The organism is Lutimonas vermicola, from assembly GCF_038433205.1.
Lineage (GTDB): Bacteria > Bacteroidota > Bacteroidia > Flavobacteriales > Flavobacteriaceae > Lutimonas > Lutimonas vermicola.
The window spans coordinates 300,788-322,632 of sequence record NZ_JBCDNA010000002.1 but is presented as its reverse complement, the minus strand read 5'-3'; the positions used below and the strand labels follow the sequence as shown (position 1 = coordinate 322,632).

At 37.3% G+C, this 21,845-nt stretch carries 20 protein-coding genes; 13 read left to right on the top strand and 7 right to left on the bottom strand.

What is annotated here, in order from left to right:
- The first annotated feature begins 219 nt into the window (after nt 1-219).
- From AABB81_RS08860 to AABB81_RS08820, 9 genes are all read left to right on the top strand, one after another.
- A complete protein-coding gene (locus tag AABB81_RS08860) occupies nt 220-852 on the top strand; it encodes a hypothetical protein (protein WP_425287336.1) in 633 nt (210 codons plus the stop codon).
- 283 nt (nt 853-1,135) lie between these two features.
- On the top strand, nt 1,136-1,753 hold the full coding sequence (locus tag AABB81_RS08855; protein WP_342160016.1) for a CPBP family intramembrane glutamic endopeptidase: 618 nt from the start codon (nt 1,136-1,138) through the stop codon (nt 1,751-1,753).
- A gap of 127 nt (nt 1,754-1,880) precedes the next feature.
- On the top strand, nt 1,881-3,290 hold the full coding sequence (locus AABB81_RS08850; RefSeq protein ID WP_342160014.1) for a tetratricopeptide repeat protein: 1,410 nt from the start codon (nt 1,881-1,883) through the stop codon (nt 3,288-3,290).
- A gap of 346 nt (nt 3,291-3,636) precedes the next feature.
- Nucleotides 3,637-3,912: a hypothetical protein gene (locus tag AABB81_RS08845; protein WP_342160013.1), complete on the top strand. Its 276-nt coding sequence runs from the start codon at nt 3,637-3,639 to the stop codon at nt 3,910-3,912.
- Between the two features lie 207 nt (nt 3,913-4,119).
- Nucleotides 4,120-6,225: a glycoside hydrolase family 5 protein gene (locus AABB81_RS08840; protein WP_342160012.1), complete on the top strand. Its 2,106-nt coding sequence runs from the start codon at nt 4,120-4,122 to the stop codon at nt 6,223-6,225.
- Nucleotides 6,226-6,480: 255 nt separating this feature from the next.
- A complete protein-coding gene (locus tag AABB81_RS08835; RefSeq protein WP_342160010.1) occupies nt 6,481-7,332 on the top strand; it encodes a DUF4382 domain-containing protein in 852 nt (283 codons plus the stop codon).
- A 22-nt stretch (nt 7,333-7,354) separates the two neighbouring features.
- Nucleotides 7,355-7,555, top strand: a complete 201-nt coding sequence (locus AABB81_RS08830; RefSeq protein ID WP_342160009.1) for a hypothetical protein — start codon at nt 7,355-7,357, stop codon at nt 7,553-7,555.
- Between the two features lie 138 nt (nt 7,556-7,693).
- Nucleotides 7,694-8,638 carry a nuclear transport factor 2 family protein gene (locus tag AABB81_RS08825; RefSeq protein WP_342160007.1) on the top strand — a complete coding sequence of 315 codons (945 nt, stop codon included), beginning with the start codon at nt 7,694-7,696 and terminating at the stop codon, nt 8,636-8,638.
- Between the two features lie 42 nt (nt 8,639-8,680).
- Nucleotides 8,681-9,004, top strand: a complete 324-nt coding sequence (locus AABB81_RS08820; protein WP_342160005.1) for an EthD family reductase — start codon at nt 8,681-8,683, stop codon at nt 9,002-9,004.
- Nucleotides 9,005-9,185: 181 nt separating this feature from the next.
- Here AABB81_RS08820 and AABB81_RS08815 read toward each other — a convergent pair whose 3' ends face one another.
- From AABB81_RS08815 to AABB81_RS08800, 4 genes are read right to left on the bottom strand one after another with little or no spacing between them, the layout of a single operon-like run.
- Nucleotides 9,186-9,536, bottom strand: a complete 351-nt coding sequence (locus AABB81_RS08815; RefSeq protein WP_342160004.1) for a hypothetical protein — start codon at nt 9,534-9,536, stop codon at nt 9,186-9,188.
- Between the two features lie 12 nt (nt 9,537-9,548).
- Entirely contained in the window at nt 9,549-10,523 is a 975-nt protein-coding gene (locus tag AABB81_RS08810; RefSeq protein ID WP_342160766.1) for a deoxyhypusine synthase family protein, read from the bottom strand.
- A complete protein-coding gene (gene speB / locus AABB81_RS08805) occupies nt 10,516-11,457 on the bottom strand; it encodes an agmatinase (RefSeq protein WP_342160003.1) in 942 nt (313 codons plus the stop codon). The genes AABB81_RS08810 and speB overlap by 8 nt, the downstream gene beginning before the upstream one ends.
- Before the next feature lie 12 nt (nt 11,458-11,469).
- Nucleotides 11,470-12,918, bottom strand: coding sequence for an arginine decarboxylase (locus tag AABB81_RS08800; RefSeq protein ID WP_342160002.1), 1,449 nt, complete (start codon nt 12,916-12,918; stop codon nt 11,470-11,472).
- A 483-nt stretch (nt 12,919-13,401) separates the two neighbouring features.
- Here AABB81_RS08800 and AABB81_RS08795 point away from each other — a divergent pair, with 483 nt between their 5' ends.
- The 4 genes from AABB81_RS08795 to AABB81_RS08780 all read left to right on the top strand — a co-directional run bounded on the left by AABB81_RS08795 (nt 13,402) and on the right by AABB81_RS08780 (nt 17,571).
- A complete protein-coding gene (locus AABB81_RS08795) occupies nt 13,402-14,013 on the top strand; it encodes an alpha-ketoglutarate-dependent dioxygenase AlkB family protein (RefSeq protein ID WP_342160001.1) in 612 nt (203 codons plus the stop codon).
- A gap of 55 nt (nt 14,014-14,068) precedes the next feature.
- Nucleotides 14,069-14,848, top strand: coding sequence for an SDR family NAD(P)-dependent oxidoreductase (locus tag AABB81_RS08790; RefSeq protein ID WP_342159999.1), 780 nt, complete (start codon nt 14,069-14,071; stop codon nt 14,846-14,848).
- Nucleotides 14,849-14,910: 62 nt separating this feature from the next.
- Nucleotides 14,911-15,348, top strand: a complete 438-nt coding sequence (locus AABB81_RS08785; protein WP_342159997.1) for a GNAT family N-acetyltransferase — start codon at nt 14,911-14,913, stop codon at nt 15,346-15,348.
- Nucleotides 15,349-15,669: 321 nt separating this feature from the next.
- Nucleotides 15,670-17,571: a beta-N-acetylhexosaminidase gene (locus AABB81_RS08780; RefSeq protein WP_342159995.1), complete on the top strand. Its 1,902-nt coding sequence runs from the start codon at nt 15,670-15,672 to the stop codon at nt 17,569-17,571.
- A 104-nt stretch (nt 17,572-17,675) separates the two neighbouring features.
- Here the strand turns inward: AABB81_RS08780 and AABB81_RS08775 are convergent, their stop codons facing one another.
- The 3 genes from AABB81_RS08775 to AABB81_RS08765 all read right to left on the bottom strand — a co-directional run bounded on the left by AABB81_RS08775 (nt 17,676) and on the right by AABB81_RS08765 (nt 21,512).
- Entirely contained in the window at nt 17,676-19,265 is a 1,590-nt protein-coding gene (locus AABB81_RS08775; protein WP_342159994.1) for a phytoene desaturase family protein, read from the bottom strand.
- A 94-nt stretch (nt 19,266-19,359) separates the two neighbouring features.
- Nucleotides 19,360-20,091: a slipin family protein gene (locus AABB81_RS08770; protein WP_342159992.1), complete on the bottom strand. Its 732-nt coding sequence runs from the start codon at nt 20,089-20,091 to the stop codon at nt 19,360-19,362.
- A gap of 329 nt (nt 20,092-20,420) precedes the next feature.
- The gene (locus tag AABB81_RS08765; RefSeq protein ID WP_342159991.1) at nt 20,421-21,512 is read right to left on the bottom strand and encodes an acyltransferase family protein; all 1,092 of its coding nucleotides are present in this window, start codon (nt 21,510-21,512) and stop codon (nt 20,421-20,423) included.
- Between the last annotated feature and the right edge of the window lie 333 nt (nt 21,513-21,845).

Sequence of the window (21,845 nt, the reverse complement as noted above, 5' to 3'; positions counted from 1 at the left end):
AAAATTTAAAAAAGAATAATGAAAGCCTAACAACATGGTGAAGCCATTTACATACTCACATACCAGACTGTTGTGCTTCATTAAAAACCAACTAATAATTCAATGATTAACTTTTTTCGTAAAATCCGTAAAAAACTGGCAGATGACAACAAACCTCTAAAATATCTGCGTTATGCTGTTGGAGAGATAGTGTTGGTGGTAATAGGTATTCTGATTGCTTTGCAAATCAATAACTGGAATGAGGCAAAAAAAGAACGAACTTTTGAAAAGAAAATGCTGACTGAAATTAGAAATGTGCTGATTAAAGATATTGATTTTTTCAATAATCATTTAATCACAGGAAGGTTGGGCAGAGTAAAACAGGCAACGCGGTTTTTTGAAAATTACCTCAGGACAGATTCCATTTATAGGGACAGCATCAATTATCATTTCTCAGGCCTGAATCGGGGTTTGCAAATAACTTACAATCGAGGCCCATTTGAAGCTTTAAAATCCACAGGAATTGATAAAATAAGTAACGATTCATTAAGAAATAAGATTATTGATACGTACGAATTTATGCTGCCCAGGACTACTGGTCTTATTACTATATTCATGAATGAATATAATACTGAAAGTAAAAAGCATGAAAACCGATTAAAAGATAGTATTCAAATTGAATTAAAAGAGGACAATGTATTATATATTTATAATAGGATGAAAAATGTGGACCTTAAAACAAATCAGGATTTTCTGTCTTTATTGAGTTGGTCTTCAAAGACATCAAAAGACGTAACTGATTTGATTAATTCACTGATACCTCCGATGAAAGAATTAGTTAGAGAAATAGATTTAGAACTAAATAAAAATTAAAAATAAACAATCGTGACAGGTTAATTGATCCAAAAACGGATGACAACAAGTGATGGCAGATGGATCTAAAAAGGGTTATAAAAGCTATATGAGTTTATTAACCAGTTAGTGGCAAGTACAATATTAATATCAGGGACTATCTTTTTACAGATGAAATCAGAGTTAAGGCATCGAATATGAAGATGTTAGCCGTTAATAGAAATCTGTGTATATTGAACATGAATTATTTTGAAAACCCGCTCTTAATGATACTGAGCAGTTTTATAATAAAAAGAGATAGTTTATGATAAACGAATCAATTGGAGCTATACTGCAGATTTTAGTTTTTACTCTGGTCCCATTTTTAGTTTATCTGATAAAGAATAAATCAGCGAAAGGCTTTTTAGAATATATTGGATTAAAGAAATCAACAAAAAAAGCAAATTATCTTGCCGTTGTTGCTTGTCTGTTATTTGCAACACCAATGTTAATACTAACACTAACCAATGCTGATTTCAAAGAACTCATGTTTGACCCCAATAGTATAACGGGTAAATTCAGACAGATGGGATTTGGGATAGAATCATTATTTATTTTGATTGTAATTGCCTTATTTAAGACTTCATTTGCTGAAGAAGTATTGTTTAGAGGATTTATAGCAAAAAGACTTATTAGTGTTGCAGGGTATCAAAAAGGGAATGTAATCCAGGCTGCTATATTCGGAGTTATTCACACTGCTTTATTTGCTTTAGTAACAAGCAACATAATTTTCTTGATCGCAATATTTATTATTCCTTCAACTGGAGCTTATGTGTCTGTATATCTTAATGAAAAAATTGCAAATGGCAGTATTATTCCCGGCTGGATTTCGCATGGATTGGCGAATATTCTAGCATACAGCATTGTAGGGTTTGTAATATAAAACGAATAAAAAACAGATTACAAGGCCGTATATAGCAAACACGAAAGTTTATTGCTTTCTAATGCAATGCTTGCCATAGACTAAATGTTTCGTGTAATAAAATTGAAAATTATAATCAAAATATCATTTGGATTTTAAAAAAGTTGTTAAGGAATTAAAAAGGCGGAATGTTTTTAAGACTGCCCTGGCTTATTTGGCTGTTGCCTGGATATTGCTTCAGGTATTTTCCATTTTATTACCAATGGTTGATTCCCCAAAATGGGTATTAAAAACAATCACTGTAAGTATGTTTATTGGTTTTCCATTTTGGTTGCTTTTTTCATGGGCTTTTCAAATCACATCTGATGGTTTAAAAAAGAATGAGAGTATTAATTCTGATGATTCAAAAAGTGCCGGATTAATATATGGCTTATTCTTTCTTATTGTTATAACACCAATAGCTATTTTGATCCTGAATCCTGTCAAAAGCAAAACAAAAGAAGAAGATCTTAAAACAAATAAAACGGCCAAAGATTCAATAAATGAACCGAAGAATTTTACAACAAATATGATTGCTCTTGACTTTTATAAAAGAGGAGAGTTTTATCATAAAAAACAATCACTTGCCGATATTAATTTAGCCATTGAGAATTACCAAAAAGCCATTAAGCATGATTCACTGTTTGCCATGGCATATAATAATTTAGGTAGTGCATACATGAGAAAAAACCTTTCCTTTGACCCAAACACCAAATGGGAGGAGGAAGCTTATGCCGCTGCGGGAAAAGCTTTGCAATTAGACCCTGATCTTGCAAATCCTCATATCATACAAGGGCAATTTTATTGGAGTCCAAGTCATAATTTTGCTCATGAAGAAGCTTTGAGGGAATTTAATAAAGCGATTGCTAAGGATTCGACAATTAGTCAAACTTATGAGCAAATAGCTTTGATTCAATTACACATTGGGCTTTTTGACAAAGCAAATAAAAACGCTCAAAAAAGTATTTCGCTAGACCCAGGCAACTATAGGGCACGAAGGTTTATTGGAGAAATATTTCTTTTTCAAGGAAATTACGAGGACGCTCTTAATGAATTTAATAAAATCCCTAAAAGTTTTGCGCCGGAACCAACTCATGCCTTTAAAGCCTTGACGTATTTTTATCTTAATCAACACGATAAAGCCATCGAATTGTTAAAAGAAAACTTAATCGACTATCCAAATAGTCCTCATATAAATAGTGTATATGCCATAATCCTTTCCAGCAAGGGAGAGAAAAATGAAGCTTTACAAAAAATGGCCTTGGCTCAAGAAAACACAAATGATTATATCCATGCGCATCATATTTACTATTATTTAGGTGTTGCTTCGGCTTTGTTAGGCGAAAAGAAAGAATCTTTAAACTGGCTTGAAAAAGCAGCCAATAAAGGGTTTCCAAATTATCCTTTATACAATTCAGATCCGAATTTAAAATCTTTAAAGGATAGTGAAGGTTTTACAGTTTTACTTTCAAAATTAAAAGAGGACTGGGAAAAATACAAAGCACTTGAATCGTTGTAAAAAGGAAGCTATTTTCTGCATCCGGCTTAAGACTTATATTGCGTATTGAAACGAGTCATACACTGAACGTTTTGTTTAATTAGAATAAAGTATTATGAAAGTTAGGGTTTTCTGTTTTTGATCATATCGTCCGTGGGTTGCTTTTCAGCTTTGTGCCAAGAAACAAATAAATTAAATGACGAAGAGCCAATTATAGAAGAGGTCTGGAAAGTAGTAGAACAAAGAAACAGTACTTGGGCTGAAAATGACTTTAAAGGTCATATGTCGATTTATCATCCGGATTTCAGGAGATGGACCCTTCACTCAAAGACATTGATGACAAAAGAAATTTTTGCTTCTTTCTGGGATGGCATTAAAAAAAAAAGAGGAAGTCATCAATATTGAGATTGAAAGAAAAAAAATGCAGATCCTTGATGACGGAAACCTTGCAATTGCGCATTATACAATATATGAAGAATATAAGTGGATTGGAGAAAATGGAACCAAGGATGATGGTGCCACTATTCAAAATGACCAGATAATGAACGGGAAATTGAGATTCAGTGATATTTATTTAAAAGTCGATAATAAGTGGCTGTATGTTGGTGGACACAGAGATGGAGCTTTTCTCAAAGATAATTAGACAATTAAGCACAACAATATATAGAGTGCATTGCAACCCAGTGGAATGCTGCTTCACATAGCTAAAAAGTTGGTATTCACAAGAAAAAAATTAAAGATCACATCCCAATGTAACCAGGAAAATCAATTCAATTTGACTGAAATAATTTATTATTCTACTGATTAAAATCTATTTTTGTTGAACCCTAATTTTGCTAAAACCATATGCATGAAGAAGATATTTAAAATTTTGGCAGGTTTTTTATTGACCCTTATCATTATTGCCGGTATAGCCCTTTTATACCTTTTTTACGATCCTTCTGAAGAATCGGCCAGTACCGAAGGTTTGATCAAAGTTTCAAGTGATGACATTGAAAAACTAACCGACAGCCAGACAGCTTACTCAGAACAGGTTGACACCATAACTGATTCAAAAAGCAACATTATGGCGGATGGATCATGGTTCAAGGACCATACCGGGCGAACCATGTTTCTTAGGGGAATAAACTTGGGTGGCAGTTCTAAAGTACCCTATACCCCTTATATGGCGACACATGTTAAAGAAGGCTTTTTTAACGGTAAGGCTGTTTCTTTTATTGGCCGGCCATTTCCTTTGGATGAGGCAGATGTCCATTTTAACAGATTGAAAAAATGGGGATTTCATTTTATCCGGTTTATTGTTACATGGGAGGCCATTGAACATGAGGGCCCGGGAATATATGATGAGTCCTATTTGGATTATATTGTTCAAATAATCAGGAAGGCTGAGAAACATAACCTTAATGTATTTATTGATCCGCATCAGGACGTATGGAGCAGGTATAGCGGAGGAGATGGAGCACCTATGTGGACATTTGAGGCTGCAGGTATGGATGTCACAAAATTTCAAGATACCGGGGCCGCCTTATTACATAACCTGCATGGAGATCCTTTCCCGGGGATGATTTGGTACACCAATAACTTTAAACTGGCAGCAGCCAATATGTTCACCTTATTCTTCGGAGGTAACCAATTCGCGCCACAAGTTAAGGTACAGGATACGATACCCATACAGGAATATCTGCAAGATCATTTCATTAATGCTATGAAGCAGGTGGCCTTAAAACTCAAGGATGAACCCAATGTGGTGGGTTTCGAGTTTTTGAACGAACCTTCGGCAGGTTTTATTGGCGTGAAGGATTTAAACGAGCCGATGAATACAAATTATTTCGGAAATGCCCCAACACCCTCTGAGTCGATGTTTCTTGGTGATGGAATCTCAACAGAAGTGAAAACTTTTCAATTGGGCAGATTTGGGATGAATGAAGGAGACCCCAAAGTCCTGAATCCCGACGGCTTATCCATTTGGAAGACTTCAAAAGGTTGTATTTGGAAGCAAAACGGCGTGTGGGAACAAGATAAAGAGGGCAATCCAAAGGTACTTAAACCAGACTATTTTGCCAGGATCAACGGGCGCACGGTCGATTTCTCTTCAGATTACTTCAAACCTGCTATTGATCGTTATGCAGACACCATCAGGAGTATTAATTCCAATTGGTTGATATTTATTGAACCGGTGTTATTCCCGGAGCACCTGTCTTTACCGGTATGGAGCGAAGAAAAGGCATCCAGGTTTGTTAATGCATCTCACTGGTACGATGGTATAACATTGGGAACCGGACGCTTCACCCCCTGGCTGGGTATCGACTATGAAACAGGGGAATTGACGTTTGGGAAAAGGAATGTCAAACTGTTGTTCGAAAATATGTTTGCTTCCGTAAAGCTCGGTACGAAAAAGAGTCTGGGTGAGGCTCCCTCTTTGATCGGAGAAACAGGCATTCCATTTGATATGAATGATAAAGAAGCGTTTAAAACGGGAAATTTTGAAAGCCAGGAAAAAGCCTTTGACAGGGTTTTTAAAGCTATGGAAAAGAACCTGCTCAACTACACCCTGTGGAATTATACAGCTGATAATACAAATGAAAGGGGAGATCAATGGAATGGTGAGGATTTATCGATTTTTAGTCCTGACCAACAAAAGGATCCCGGTGATATTGATTCTGGCGGAAGGGCTCTTGATGCTGTAATAAGACCCTATCCTTACAAAGTTACCGGAAGAATATTGGAATACAATTTTTTTCGGGAAGAAAAGGAATTTTATTTAAAATTTGAATTAGATAAAAGTATCAATGAACCCACGGAAATATTTATTCCGGATTTTCATTACGGCAACGGTTATTCGGTTTGGACAACAGGGGGAAAACTCATTGAAGATGCAGAAAATGACATGTTAATGTTTTACCCCGACACTGAACGAAAGGAGCAAATTGTAATTGTCAGGGGTTTGGAAATGTGATCAGGTTAAGCCTACCGGCCAAAGTATATAAATAATTGCGGTATATATTGTGAAGATTGCACATAGTATCATATGGGCATGGCCTATCTCAGGTTTAAAACTATTTACACGATGTTTCAAACTGCGATTATTGAAGATTCCTTTCAGGATAAATAAATAGCACATGCTCACATTATTGAACTACAGAATTTACTCAGAAACAACAATTACATTTACCTTAAAAAAGATTAAGTAATAGTATTAAATACATTTGTTATGAAAAAGAAATTATCAATTATAGTTGTCGTTATTTCAGTTTTTGCCACCCTTTTTGGATGTAATGAAGGCAACGGGGGTACAAAAGATGATACATCACGGATTCAATTAAAACTTATTGATGAACCTGATGAAAAATATAAAGAAGTCAATATTGAAATTATTGATATTCAATATAACAACACTGAGGATGATGAAGGTTGGACAAGCCTGAAGCCGGTGGATGGTTATCCTATCAAGGTAGATTTGACAGAATTGGTCGCCGGAAATGATTTGCTGCTTTCAGATGACATTATTCCTTCTGGCTCGGTAAATCAGATTCGTTTGGTGTTAAGCGATAACAATACACTTTTACTTGAAGGAAGTGCTGATCCTATTGATTTAGATACGCCAAGTGCTGAACAATCGGGATTAAAATTAAAACTGAACACTGATCTGGAGGGAGGTTTTTCATATACATTCATCCTCGATTGGGATGTGAGCAAGTCAATTGTCAAGGCGGGTAATTCAGGTAAATACATTTTAAAACCTGTCATAAGGGTGAATTTGGAAGTAAATTCTGGTTCAATAAGCGGCATTGTCGTGGCTGAAGAATTGGAAGATGAAATTGATGGAGCTGTTCCACAGGACAAAACAGAAGTATTCATTTTTACAGAAAATGATGAGTATGTCGGTTCTACTTTTACCAATGACAAAGGCGAATTTTTAGTGCAGGGCCTTGACGAGGGTTATTACATATTAAAAATAGTAACGCTAAACTATGCTGATTTCGAATCCAAGCAACCAATTATGGTAACTGCTGGAGAAATCACTGATGCGGGAACTATCGAATTACAGGTGCTGGTGTCTTAAATAGATCACTTCAATCAATATTTTGAACTGTGGTCCCGGGAAATTCACCAGGGATTCATTAAAGAAAAAGGAGTCATGGAAACGTGATTCTTTTTTTATTTCTTACAATGTGGAGGCAGACATAATTGTTACCGTGAATAAAGGAAAATTACCTATCCAAACAGATCATAAGTTTACTTATCCGGATACTGACCGTATTTCAACATCTGCCTTATGCCACTGATTGTGTTGCTTGAAAATTAAAATGGTACTTCCGGACATTATTAACGCGCATTCGTCCATGATGAGTTGATTCTAATTTTAGAATGGTGTTTATTTACTGAAGTTATATTAAAATCTTAAACCAAAAAACTTTATAAGTATGAAAAGATTAACACTAGTCATGATAATGTTATTGACCATTGTCACCTATGCACAAAAAAAGAAAAATGGAACCATTTATTCCGAACATCCTGCCATAAATGTCGTTGAAGATTTTCAAAAGGCATTTATATCAGGAGATGCTGATAAGGTGATGAGTTACCTCGCTGATGACTACAAATGGTGGAATGGCAATAATTCGAACAAGGATGCAACACCCGGAACCAAGGAAGGAGCAGGAAGAAACACAACCTGGTGGAAAGAGAATATGGCTTACTTAAGCCTAGAACGATCAGGGCAGGCCTATCCCGATGCCATAGAGTATAAGGACGAAAATCAGAATGATGTGGTTTGGGTACAAACCTGGGACCATTTAAAAGGTGTGCATAATGAAACCGGTGTAAAGGTAGATATGCCCGTACATCGCCTTTATGTCGTCAATGCAGATAATAAGATTCAAACGGTAATTGATTACAGTGACCGTAGGGTTTGGGACGAATTGAGAGAAAGTTTTGTCGCGCGTGAAAACGGGACTATTTATAACCACCATGATTATATCAATCATGTGAGAAGAATGATGGCCGCCCTGGAAAATCACGACATGGAAAAATTCCACAGTTATTTTGATGAAAAGGCGACGTTCAGAAATATACACATGGCGGTTGGTGAAAAGTCCAAGTCACTTGAAGAAGACAAAAAAGGAATGAAGGAGCTGATGGAGAATTATGATATAACCGCAGTGGATGTGTCAGGATATCCGGATTACCTTAATTATGGCCTTGGTAATGCCAAAGTGGTTCAATCCTGGTGGAAATTGCGAATGACAAGAAAATCTGATAATAAAAAGATTGTCATGCCTCTTTTTGTGATTCACAATTTTAATGATGAGGGCAAGATTGTAAGAGAAAATGCTTATTACAGCCAGGCTCTTATGACAGCTAAATAGAACGATAAATTATATTTATGAATTCGGTAAACATACAAGAACATGAAAAAAGGAAGTATTAAAGTGACTGTATTATATCCTTCGGGAGAAGGAAAACACTTCGATATTGATTATTATGCCAATCAACATGTAAGCATGGTATCCGGCTTACTTGGCGATTCGGTCATAGGAGCGACAGTTGAAAAGGGGCTTGGTGGAGGCGCCCCGGGAGAGCATCCCCCGTTTGAGGCTCTTGGAAATCTGTATTTTGAATCAATGGAATCATTTCAGAATTCATTTGGACCCAATGCAGCCGAGATCATGGCTGATCTACCCAACTTTACAAATATCGAACCACAGGTTCAGGTTAGTCAGGTTGTTATCTAACAAAAAAAATCCTCAGGTTTTATGTTGAAGTAAAACCTGAGGATTATATTTTACGAATCATATCAAATTTGATAAGAAACAGTATCATAATTTCATGCAACCTGATATTTTCTAATCAATGCAATAGGACTGAAATTCGATCAGGGACCGGAAATGCCAGACAGCAATTCCGAAGACGTCCTTAAAGATCGTCGTCATCGATTTCATCTTCAAAATCGTCATCCAGATCATCGTCCATGTCGGTATTGGCCGAAAGTATTTCGTCATCTTTTTCTTTCAATGACTCGTCGTCATCGTCATCGTCATCGTCGCTGTTGACATCGAACTTTTCCATCGTATCAGCAAGCCTTTTACTGATCTTTATCAGATAGGTTGTATCATCTGTCTTAACTTCCACAGCTTCTATCAATTCATAGCTGGCGTTGCGAAAAGTAATGATGTCAGTATCATCGTATCCGTTTGGAAATTTAGTCACCAACATTTCCAATAGTTCCTGATTTAGTTTTTTGAAATCTACAATTACTCTTTTCATATTGATGTTTTCTTACATGTTCAATAAATAGGCAAAAATTAATGGAGCAACTATTGTTGCATCCGACTCTATAATAAATTTTGGGGTGTCAATTCCCAATTTACCCCAGGTTATCTTTTCATTGGGCACAGCACCCGAGTAAGATCCATAACTGGTTGTCGAATCAGAAATTTGACAAAAATAACTCCAAAACGGCGTTTCTGTTCTTTCCATATCCTGATAGAGCATTGGAACCACGCATATGGGGAAATCCCCGGCAATTCCTCCTCCGATCTGAAAAAAGCCAATGCCATTTTCAGAATTATCTGAATACCAGTCGGCTAAAAATGTCATATACTCAATGCCTGATTTCATTGTGCTTGCCTTTAAATCTCCTTTAAGCACGTAACTGGCAAATATATTTCCCATGGTACTGTCTTCCCAGCCGGGCACCACAATTGGTAAATTAGCTTCCGCAGCGGCATACATCCAAGAGTTCTTTACATCAATTTCATAGTACTCCTCCAATACACCCGAAAGTAACAATTTATACATAAACTCGTGTGGAAAATATCTTTCCCCCTCGTCTTCGGCCTTTTTCCATATGGCAAAAATATGTTTTTGAAGACGTCTAAAAGCCTCATCTTCAGGAATACAGGTGTCTGTAACCCTGTTAAGGCCTTTTAAAAGAAGTTCCCATTCATCCTCTGGTGTCAAGTCTCTGTAATTTGGCAGACGCTTGTAGTGAGAATGGGCCACGAGATTCATGATGTCTTCTTCCAGATTAGCTCCTGTACATGAAATGATATGCACTTTATCCTGTCGAATGACCTCGGCAAAAATCTTTCCGATTTCAGCCGTACTCATTGCACCTGCCAACGAAATCAGCATCTTGGATCCATTATTCAACTGCATCTCATAAGCTTTTGCAGCATCCACAAGTGCAGCAGCATTAAAATGCAGATAGTAATTTTCTATAAATTTGGAAATGGTTCCTTTTTCACTCATCATCGAGATCTTTGAATTTTGATAATTGGTTGAAGTGATTGTTATTTTCTTCATCAAACAAATCCTCTTCATCTTCAACGTCTAACTTAAACTTGTAAGTTAACATTTTATAATACAATTTTGCAGCCAAAAAATCAGATGATTTTTCATTTGGATTCGGGCATAATTCAACAATGTCAAATCCAACCACATTTCGTTCGTTAAATACTTTTTTTAGGAAATCCAAGGTTTCGTACCACAAAAGCCCACCTGGTTCAGGAGTTCCCGTGGAAGGTAATATCGAGGGATCAAAAGCATCAAGATCAAAGGTAATAAAGACATTGTCAGTCATTTGGTCGATCGCATTGACCATCCAAAAATCATCTGTAACCATTTTATGGGCGAAAAAGGTCTTGTCGGGATCTGCTATGGTTGTTTCAATTGCGTCCATAGAGCGAATACCCACCTGTACCAAATTGGTCGACTGACTGGCTTCATAAACGGCACAGGCATGGTTACAAGCTGATCCCTCGTATTCTTTTCTTAGATCTGCATGTGCATCAATGTGCAAAACGGTTAAGTTGTGAAAACATTCGTTAAATGCCCTGATGGTTCCTATAGATACTGAGTGTTCCCCGCCAAAAATTGTTACAAATTTATTTTTGTTTATATATTTTTTGGTGACTTTATGAACAGCTTCAACCATATCTTCAGGAGAACTGTTCTCCAGTACACTTTCTGCCAAATAAATTCCTTCCTTGTAAACTTCAGAGTTTGTTTCAATATCATAAAGTTCCATGTTTTCGGCTGCTTCCAAAAAAGCATCCGGACCTTTATCCGCTCCCTTTTGCCAGGTACTGGTTCCGTCATAGGGTACCGGGATTAAAACTACTTTTGCTTTTTCGCTGCTGGCATAGCTCTCAGGTATACCCGCAAAAGTCCTTTCATTGTTCATTTTACGTAAGTGTTATAATTCAATTAATTTAGTTTTTTTAATTTTTTCTTTTTCGGTTTTGTCTTTTTCAGAATAGCCTAAAATAGAGAGCAACTGATCAGATGTTTGCTGTTCAGAGAAAACAGAGCATAGTAAATCTCCATTTTTATCCCGATCGAGAATCAAGTGCTTGGGCTGAGGGATCAAACAATGCTGTAAGCCTCCAAAACCACCTATATTTTCCTGATAGGCTCCTGTATTAAAGAATCCTATATACAGGGGCTTGTCCTTGTTGTAAACAGGAAGGTAAATGGCATTCATGTGTTGTTCAGAATTGTAATAGTCATCACTGTCACAGGTCAGTCCTCCTAAAAGTACGCGTTCGTAAGAATCGTTCCACCTGTTAATCGGCAGCATAATAAATCGTTTATTAATGGCCCAGGTATCAGGTAAGGTAGTAATAAAGGACGAATTGATCATGTTCCATTTTTCACGATCATTTTGTTGCTTTTGATACAGGATTTCATATATCGCTCCTCCGCTTTCACCTACTGTAAAACTTCCAAATTCGGTGAAGATATCAGGAACGTCCACCTCTGCTTCTTCACAGGTTACTCTGATCTGATTTACAATCTCATTGATGATGTATTGGTAATCATAATCAAATGCAAGAGAATTCTTCACTGGAAATCCGCCACCAATGTTAAGACTGTTCAATGTTGGACATTCTTTCTTTAAACTGGTATATACTTTTAAGCATTTCTGAAGTTCATTCCAATAATAAGCGTTGTCTTTGATTCCCGTATTTATGAAGAAGTGCAGCATTTTAAGCTCAACTTTATCATTTTCCTTGATCTGCTTTCTGTAAAATGGAAGGATATTTTTGTATCCAATTCCCAACCTTGACGTATAGAAGGCAAATTTCGGTTCTTCTTCCGAAGCAATTCGGATGCCTATTTGATAAGGCTTTTTGATCTCTTGAGAAAGAATATTAATTTCCTCATAATTATCTATGATCGGGATGCAGTTATAATGCCCATTATTGATCAGCCTGGCAATATTACTAACGTATTGAGACCTTTTGAAGCCATTGCAAATCACATAGGTGTCATTGCCTATTTTGTTATTCTTTTTTAAATTTTCTATGATATTGATATCAAAGGCTGAGGACGTTTCCAAATGTATATCATTCTTTAGTGCCTCTTCTATAACGTGTTTAAAATGAGAGCTTTTGGTGCAGTAGCAGTATTTGTATGCGCCCTTGTACTCATTTTTGACCATGGCTTCTTTAAACCATGATTTAGCCCTTTGAATATTATCAGATATCTTGGGCAGATAGGTAAATTTTAAGGGGGTGCCATATTCCTCAACTAATTTTGAGAGGTTGATGTCGTGAAACCTTAGTTTGTTACCCTCAAGCTGAAATTCATCCTGGGGAAAAAAGTAGGTTTGATCGATAAGGTCAATATATTTTGTTTTCATTATTGCTTTTAATTTAGTGTAAGAGTATAATCATGAATAAACTGTATTCATGTATTTCTGAAAAGCAATGAATTAAATTCGTAATTGACCCTGCATCGGTATATACCTTGCATGATGATCTGCGTAAACCAAAAAGTTTAAAGTAGGAATTTTCTCTAAAAATCGGTCACTTATCCAATAAGCTGCAATCTGACTTAACTCCTTAATAACCAGATGCCCGAAACTACAAAAATGTTTCAAGATGTTAAAATAAATACTACATTTTAGTATTCTTTAGACGGGGCTAAAGTAAACTATTTTTATAAAAAAACAAGAACTCCCAAATTACGATAAAATTATTTTCACTCATGATAATTTGCTGATTGAGATCGAATTCATATGGGCTTCAGTCATAACAAATTTATAAAAAGTAGATTACTTTGTTGTTTCAATATCAAAATTATAATCGAATTATCATTATATTTCTTTAAAACATGCTGCGTGATGTCAATTAAGAATACAATCTTACAGAATTTACTGCCTTATGACGGGGAAGCAGTTTATATCCCGGATTTTGTCGATAACATGCTATCAAAAAAAATGTTTGAGGCCTTAAACGATAATATTTTATGGGAACATGATGAGTTTCTTATGTACGGTAAAAAAATCATTACAAGCAGAAAAGTGGGTTGGTATGGAAGCAAACCATTTGAATATAACTATTCCCGAATCAGAAGAAAAGCTCATTTGTGGAATCAGGAGTTGAACGAGATCAGGAAATTAATAGAGTTTGAAACCAAAAATTCGTTTAACAGTTGCTTGCTTAACCTATATCCTGAGGGTAGCGATGGGATGGGCTGGCATAGTGATAACGAAAAAGAATTGGTACCGGGGGCAACAATTGCTTCATTGAGCCTTGGGAGCGATAGGAAATTCTCGTTTAAGCACCGCAAATCAAAGAAAACCATTTCCTTGACTTTACAAAATGGAAGTCTCTTATTGATGAAAGGAGTCGTCCAAAAATACTGGCTGCACCAAGTGCCTAAAACAAAAAAAAACATAGGCTCTCGTATTAACTTAACGTTCAGAAATATAATTGACCGCGATTGGACTTAATAAGTTTGAATTTGCGTTAAACTGCATTATATTTGATGGTACTAAATAGATTCCAATGAATATAAACAGTATTGAATACCCCAATTTTAGTTTAAATCATAAAGTAGCTCTGGTTTCAGGATCGGCAAGAGGTCTGGGTAAAGCCTGTGCTTTGGCGCTTGCCCAAGCAGGTGCAGATATTGCGCTAGGCTTGAGAGACGTGAATTCTGCTAAAGATCTTGAAAAAGAAATCGGGGCAATGGGCAGAAAGGTGATCAGGGTGCAAATGGATGTTTCGACTGTAAAGGAGATTCAAAACGCAGTGGAACAGGTTATTGAAAATTTTGGCAGGATTGATATTTTGGTAAACAATGTTGGTGTCGCCCCTGCAAACCCGGCTGAGAAAGTTAGCGAAGCAGATTATGATTTGACCATGAACCTCAATGTAAAAGCCATGTTCTTTACTTCACAAGCGGTTGCAAAACATATGATTAAACAAGGGTATGGCCGGATCATCAATATGAGCTCACAGGCCGGAAAAATTGCCCTTGACGACGAATCTGTTTATTGCATGAGCAAGGCTGCAGTAAACCATATGACGAAAAACCTGGCTTCAGAATGGGCCAAATATCATATACAGGTCAATGCCGTGGCCCCGACATTTATCGAAACCCCTGGTACAGAGCCCTGGTTAAAGGATCCTGAGTTTAGACAAAGTGTTTTGGACAGAATTCCTCTTGGCAGGATAGGAAAACCAATGGAAGTAGCCGGCGTGGTCGTTTTTTTGGCTTCGGATGCTGCCTCATTGATTACCGGTGAGATCGTGACGGTCGATGGGGGCTGGACACTAAAATAGTTTTAAGGATGATAAGTTTTTGGGAGGTAAAAAACCACAGTGACTTGGGAAAAATAGAAATCATGGCAAGTACTATTTGGCATGAGCATTATACGCCCATAATAGGTAAAGAACAAGTACTGTATATGCTTGACAAGTTCCAGTCTTCCGGCACCATGAAAGATCAGATCGACAAGGGTTATCAGTATTTCATGATCACTTTCGAATCTAAAAATGTTGGTTATTTATCTTTTGAAAAAAGGGAGAAGGATTTATTTTTAAGTAAAATATATGTCTTAAAAGAATTCAGAAGCAAGGGAATTGGGAAAAAGGCCATGAAATTTGTGACAGAAGTTGCAGAAAGCCTGAATTGTAAAAAGGTGAGTCTTACTGTTAATAAGTTCAATTTCAATTCGATAAAAGCCTATGAAAAAGCAGGTTTTGTAAAGACGGGGGCTTTGGTGCAGGACATTGGGAACGGATTTGTTATGGATGATTATTTGATGGAAAAAATCATTTGATCACTGCTTTATCCGGTTCTTCTTTCTCAAAAAATATCGATCAGGCAAAGCCCGTGTAATCTTCTGACATCCCATGCAAGGACGCGTTTTTTTGGTTCTTGTTTTTTAAAACCAATGATGATATTAACAGAATAAATATTTATCCCACATTAGTAAATTCACAGTGAGCATTAAGAATTAAATAAGGTATTAAATCTATTAGATTGAAAAGATACGAGAGGGTTTATTTCCCTGTTTTTTTTTATTAAAAAGTAGTTTATTTTATTGAATTCAATTAATTTCACGCCATTAAAAAAATGCTATAATCCAAATTTTTATAAAATGAAAAGAATTTTAAGCTTGCTTATTATAACCTTGTTAATTTCAAGCCAGGTTACCTGGTCCCAGCATCAGATTATTCCGGCTCCTGTGTCGTATACAGGCTCTGAAGGTAGTTTAATCATCGATCAGAACATGGGCCTTGTTTTACTTACAGAAAACGATGATTTAAGCAGGCAGGTTGAATTCCTGAAATCAGATCTTAAGGAAATTGGTGTTAACTTTTCGCAAGTCAGGGGTGATAGTTCAACCTTGAAAACACTCAAGATAGGTCTCTATGAGGCAAAGCTTGATACGCTCGGACATGAAGGTTACCAGCTTGTTGTGGAAGAAGGGGGCATTTTATTAATGGCCAATACAAAAGCAGGAACGTTTAACGGGATTCAGACTTTAAAACAGTTATTTCCAACAAAGCGAATAACATCAGATGAAGGCGAACTCTTGCCCGTTGAAATCAAAGCTTGTATCATTGAAGATTTTCCGAGATTTGGATGGAGAGGCTTGATGCTCGACGTGAGTCGTCATTTCTTTACTGTCGAAGAGGTGAAAGCCTATCTCGATCAGATGGCAGCATACAAATTCAATGTTTTTCATTGGCATCTGACAGATGATGAAGGATGGCGAATCGAGATTAAGACATTTCCAAAATTAACCGAAGTGGGTGCCTGGAGGGTCGAAAGACATGGACGTTTTGGTTCTGAACGGGCACAACCCAAAAAATCGGAGAAAACGACATACGGAGGGTTTTATACCCAGGAACAGATTAGAGAAGTTGTTGCCTATGCCGCTGAGAGAAATATAACCATAGTTCCTGAAATTGACGTCCCGGGCCATAGTATGGCTTTATTAGCTGCATATCCTCAGTACTCTGTTAAAAAAGAGTTTAAACAGGTGAACCCAGGTGCAAAAATTGCTGACTGGTATGGCGACGGAACCTTTAAAATGACAATTGAAAATTCATTAAACCCTGCTGATCCTGCGGTTTATGCTTTTTTAGACATGATTTTTAACGAGATAGCTGAATTGTTTCCGGGTGAGTATATCCATATGGGAGGTGATGAGTGTTATCACGGTTATTGGGAAGAAGATGCAAAAGTACAGGACTTTATGGCAAAAAACGGGATCAGTAACGGTGCTGAATTACAGAGTTATTTTGTAAAACGCGTTGAAAAGATTATTAGCAGCAAGGGCAAAAAAATGATTGGCTGGGATGAAATTCTTGAAGGAGGGTTGGCAGACGGAGCCGCCGTGATGAATTGGAGGGATGTAAAAAGTGGTATTGAAGCCGTCGGGCTCGGCCATAAAGTCGTGATGACACCAAATGAATTTACATACCTTGATTTTACACAAGGTGATTATAGCGTAGAGAACAAAATCTATTCAGACCTTTCTCTTGAAAAAGCCTATAGCTTTGAGCCTGTTCCCGACTTTGTATTGGATCCCGAATTGATTTTGGGTGGGCAGGGAAATCTATGGACCGAAGTAATCCCAAATCTTCCGTTCGCTTTTTATATGACCTATCCAAGAGCCTTCGCCTTATCTGAATCTTTATGGAGTAACAAGGATGATAAAAACTGGAATGATTTTCTCAGAAGAACAGAATCTCATTTTAAAAGATTTGACCAGAAAGGGATCAATATCGCAAAAACGATTTATGAACCTAAAGTGAAGGTTTATAAAGAAGGAAGGAAGCTTATGTGTAAATTGAATACACCTTTCTCTGACATTGATATGTTTTATACGATTGACAATACATATCCGGTAACTTTTGGTAAAAAATACGAGGGCCCATTTGAACTCCCTGCAGGTGATTACAGTTTGAGAGTCCGGTCTTTTAGAAATGGTAAGGCCATAGAAAGGTTGTTACAAATACATCGGAAAGATTTGGAGAGTAGAGTGAAGTAACAATTCTCATCACCTCGGAGATGAGGTGATGAGAACTGAGGCGCTCAGCTGCGAGCGCCTCAGTTGCGAGCGCCTCGGAGTTGATCACCTCGCTTGCGAGGCGATCAGGAGCCTACAATTTTCTTCATAAAGTTCTTCCCTGTCATTGCCGATACTGTCAGTAGTCCTGAAAATAAGGCACCTCCGACACCTGCTGTTACGATATCCTGACCCGTAAGATAAAAGTTTTTGATCGGGGTTCGCGGTACAAGAAACTTTTGCCTGAATCGCTTCGGACTATGATCAAGGCCGTAAATCTCTCCTTTGCTATAGTTCATAAAATGTTTCGTAGTTAAAGGACTGCTCAATTCATAATGTTTGATCTTGCCTTTAACCTGAGGTAATTGATCGTAAAGCTTTTCCAGCAACCTTTGTGAAATCTTTTCCTTGAGTTGCTCATAAGGCTCGCCTCTTTTCATCCATTTGGAGTCTTCCCAGTCACTGAAAACTTCATAGGGCAATAAGGTGATGATATCAATGGTGCTTTTTCCTGGATAGCGGTTTGACCAATCAGGGTCTTTGGCTGCCGGAAAAGAAACATATACCACCGGGAAGTCTTGCTCAATATCTTCCAGGTAATTATGAACGCATTGGTCATGATTAAGTTTATCCGGATAGATCCAAAAATTTGTTTTGGGTAATTGCAAGTCTTCCGGACTTCCTTCCAGCCCGATATATAAACATGCGTGAGAAACAGATGGATTTACTTTTTTTAATTGTGACCTCAAGGCATGTTTTTGAACAATTTCAGAAGGCAAAAGCTTTTCATAAGTGGTTAATAATCCAGCTCCGCTAATTACATAGGTAGATCGAATTTTTTTTCCATCATTCATTTTGACGCCTATGGCTTTGTTGTTTTCTATCAGTACCTTATCTACTTCGGCATTGATCATTATAGAACCTCCGGCAGCCTCAATTACAGGATCGATTGTTTTTACAATCTGTGAGGAACCGCCTACGGGAAAGCTGCCACCTCCAAAATAGTGTTTGACCACGGTGCTATGCATAAAAAAACTACTTTCTTTTGGAGGAAGACCATAGTCACCATATTGCCCGCAGAGAACTTTGATCAGCTCCTCATTCTTTGTTAATTTTCTGATGACCTCGTCAGTAGTCTGATCAGCATATTTAAAAAACGGCTTGGTCATCCATCCATATAATAATTTGCTTAAAAATGGTGGCAAAGCCTTGTTCATATAATATTTACCTGCGGTTTTGTTGGCCGCAAAAACCAAGTCAATATATTGTAAGATAGCTTCTTTTTCTTCAGGGAAATAGTCTATGAGTTGCTTTTTAAAATTTTCTAAACCTTTCACCAGATCATAAGAGCGGTCACCTATAATGATCCGATCGTAGACATCTCCCATATCCGCCCATTTTAAGTTGCCGTCTGTTACATAATCAAACAATTTCTTCATGGCACTTTTTGGACGTTGCATGTCACCTATATAATGGATGCCTACATCCCATTCATATCCTTTTCTTTTAAAAACATGAGTAAAACCGCCAGCAGTATAATGCTGTTCCAAAACCAGAACCCTAAAACCTTCTTTGGCTAAAATGGCAGCTGCTGAAAGGCAGCCCATGCCTGATCCGATCAGAATGGTGTGATAATGTTTATGAAGCTTCGGATTTCTTTTATAGGTCTGGATCATAATTGATTGATTTTAGTAACAAGATACAAAAATGCTTGTGGCTTTAATGACTAACACATGCCTGAGTATTTTCAATTAAAGTAATTTTATACGCTCACTTTTTGGAGGTCAGCGCTTCTTCTGGAAATGGAAATACGATAGTTGAATTTTTCTCACTGGCTATATTTGACAAGGTTTGATACAGCCTTAATTTGATTGCTGAGGGTGACTGATCAATGATCTTCCCTGCCTGAAGTAATTTGGAGGCAGCCTGTTCTTCTGCCTCTGCCAGAATGATTCTCGCTCTTCGTGAACGTTCAGCCTCTGCCTGATTGGCCATGGAGCGCTTCATGTTTTCAGGCAATTCGATATCTTTGATTTTAACATCCTGAATGGAGATACCCCAGATCTCGGTTTCCAGTTCAACAATGTTCTTGATATTTCGCCCTATTTCTTCCCTCTCTGACAAAATGGTATCCAGTTCCACCTTTCCGCATACATCGCGAAGCGTGGCCTGAGCCATCTGAGAAATGGCAAATACAAAATCTTCAACCTGAAGAATCGCTTTGGTGGCGTCGTCAATCTTGAAAAACAAAACGCCATTAATATGGCATGGCACATTGTCTTTGGTCATTACCTCTTGTTTCTGTATGTTAATCGTTATGACTCTTATATCTACAAGTTGAATTCTGTCGACAACCGGAATAATCCATCTGAATCCCGGTTTTAGGAGGGAGACATATTTCCCAAATCGGAATTTAACGGCTCTCTTGTATTCATAAACGATTCGAATGCCGGATAATAGGAAAACAACAAGAATGACTAAGAAAAAATTGATTGGGTTCATAATGACGAGATTTAAAAATAAACTAATGCGTATTACAACCCTTTAAGATACGAAATTACGGGTGTATTTCAATATATTCCTCCATGATTTTATAAACCATTATTTTGTTTTACAGGAGCTTAGAGATGTTCGTAGCCATAAACAGGTCATCGTGGAATACACTATATGACTCCATTGGCAAAGCGATACTAAGGTTGATATGGTTTTGGCAATATCTCAATGATGACCTTAGTACAAATAGATGTCATCAAATCATGTACCGCAACAAAAAATACCCTGACCAAAAGATCAGGGTCTTGAAATTGTAAGAAAATGCGTATCCCCTGAGGCTATACTTTTATAAATATTTTTTTCTTGTATAAAATATAGGCAGGGATAAAACAGATAAACATATAAACAACGGCCCATAATGCTGAGGCGAGTTTTGGCGCCATGCCAATGTCGACCAAGCCGTTAAAGAATAGTCCTTGTAAGCCCAGAACGTTACTTAAGAGTACAGGAAGCATACCGGCCAGAACGTAAATTGTTATAGCATTGCTTCCGTAGATGACACCAAACCTGGCAACTTTTTGATAGCCGTGAATATCCACGACTAAAATACAGGCAGCAAAAGACATAAAGGCCCATCCCGAAGTGAACATCACAAAGGAGCTACTCCATAGGTTTTTATTAAAAGGGAAAACCAGATCCCATGCATATCCTACGATGACGCATAAAAATCCGATAAAGAACATGTAATTTAATTTCTTTTCTATACTCATATCCTGTCTGAGTAATTGACCGGCCAGCATCCCTGTTATACCGGTTGCAATTGCGGGTATAGTACTTAATAAGCCTTCAGGATCCCAGGTTCCCCGGTACATTCTTAGTGGAATAACCATGCTGTCAATCCACGCTGCTAAATTTTGACCAGGTTCTAAAACACCTGCTCCGATTCCTGGCACAGGAATCAGCATCATCGCCAGCCAATAACCAATCAGCAGTGCTGCTGCAATCTTTACTTGACCCTTCCAGTTGGTCACCAAACCAATATGCGCACATACCAAATATACCAGAGCGATGCGCTGCAAGACACCCGGAATTCTCAATTCCATAAAATTAAAATAAGGAAACAGGTTAAGTAAAATCCCCAATCCGAATATTTTCAATGATCTGATCCAGATCTTTTTTATCATTTCCCTTTTATTGGCGCCGGCTGCCAATTGTTTGGAGGAGGACAGTACAATTGAAACACCTACGATAAAAATAAAGAAGGGATAAACAAAATCTGTAATTGTTACGCCATGCCAGGAGGCATGCGCAAGAGGCCAGTACAGATGTTCCCATGACCCCGGATCGTTTACAACAATCATTAATGCAATGGTAAGTCCCCTGAGCATATCCAGTGAAATAAGCCTTTTACTTGAATCGAATTTTTCCATTTTTCAGAGTTTTGTGAATATAAAATCATTGACTGCATGGCATAAGATTAATTGCCAAAATTACTTTTCGAAACTACTTTATGCTATAAATCTTAATTACCCGTTTTGTAATATTAAATAATTAATTACTGCCGGGCAAAGATATTCGGCTAATAACTTTAAAATAAGTACCATTGACCATTAAACAACGAAGAGAGGCAACTCATTTTGAAAAGTGCTTTTGTAATTGATAAATGCTTGGTGTTTTATTTGGTTTTGAATTGCTTTCAGGCAAAGATGGCTTTGGCAGGGATCGTCTATAAATACCTGTCACCTGAAAAAGAATAGAGTCCT

What these genes read in the sequence shown, in the direction of transcription:
- AABB81_RS08855 (WP_342160016.1), top strand. Translation starts at nt 1,136, where the DNA reads ATGATAAACGAATCAATTGGAGCTATACTGCAGATTTTAGTTTTTACT.
- AABB81_RS08845 (WP_342160013.1), top strand. Translation starts at nt 3,637, where the DNA reads ATGGCATTAAAAAAAAAAGAGGAAGTCATCAATATTGAGATTGAAAGA.
- AABB81_RS08840 (WP_342160012.1), top strand. Translation starts at nt 4,120, where the DNA reads ATGAAGAAGATATTTAAAATTTTGGCAGGTTTTTTATTGACCCTTATC.
- AABB81_RS08835 (WP_342160010.1), top strand. Translation starts at nt 6,481, where the DNA reads ATGAAAAAGAAATTATCAATTATAGTTGTCGTTATTTCAGTTTTTGCC.
- AABB81_RS08825 (WP_342160007.1), top strand. Translation starts at nt 7,694, where the DNA reads ATGAAAAGATTAACACTAGTCATGATAATGTTATTGACCATTGTCACC.
- AABB81_RS08820 (WP_342160005.1), top strand. Translation starts at nt 8,681, where the DNA reads ATGAAAAAAGGAAGTATTAAAGTGACTGTATTATATCCTTCGGGAGAA.
- AABB81_RS08815 (WP_342160004.1), bottom strand. Translation starts at nt 9,536, where the DNA reads ATGAAAAGAGTAATTGTAGATTTCAAAAAACTAAATCAGGAACTATTG.
- AABB81_RS08810 (WP_342160766.1), bottom strand. Translation starts at nt 10,523, where the DNA reads ATGAGTGAAAAAGGAACCATTTCCAAATTTATAGAAAATTACTATCTG.
- speB (WP_342160003.1), bottom strand. Translation starts at nt 11,457, where the DNA reads ATGAACAATGAAAGGACTTTTGCGGGTATACCTGAGAGCTATGCCAGC.
- AABB81_RS08800 (WP_342160002.1), bottom strand. Translation starts at nt 12,918, where the DNA reads ATGAAAACAAAATATATTGACCTTATCGATCAAACCTACTTTTTTCCC.
- AABB81_RS08795 (WP_342160001.1), top strand. Translation starts at nt 13,402, where the DNA reads ATGTCAATTAAGAATACAATCTTACAGAATTTACTGCCTTATGACGGG.
- AABB81_RS08790 (WP_342159999.1), top strand. Translation starts at nt 14,069, where the DNA reads ATGAATATAAACAGTATTGAATACCCCAATTTTAGTTTAAATCATAAA.
- AABB81_RS08785 (WP_342159997.1), top strand. Translation starts at nt 14,911, where the DNA reads ATGGCAAGTACTATTTGGCATGAGCATTATACGCCCATAATAGGTAAA.
- AABB81_RS08780 (WP_342159995.1), top strand. Translation starts at nt 15,670, where the DNA reads ATGAAAAGAATTTTAAGCTTGCTTATTATAACCTTGTTAATTTCAAGC.
- AABB81_RS08775 (WP_342159994.1), bottom strand. Translation starts at nt 19,265, where the DNA reads ATGATCCAGACCTATAAAAGAAATCCGAAGCTTCATAAACATTATCAC.
- AABB81_RS08770 (WP_342159992.1), bottom strand. Translation starts at nt 20,091, where the DNA reads ATGAACCCAATCAATTTTTTCTTAGTCATTCTTGTTGTTTTCCTATTA.
- AABB81_RS08765 (WP_342159991.1), bottom strand. Translation starts at nt 21,512, where the DNA reads ATGGAAAAATTCGATTCAAGTAAAAGGCTTATTTCACTGGATATGCTC.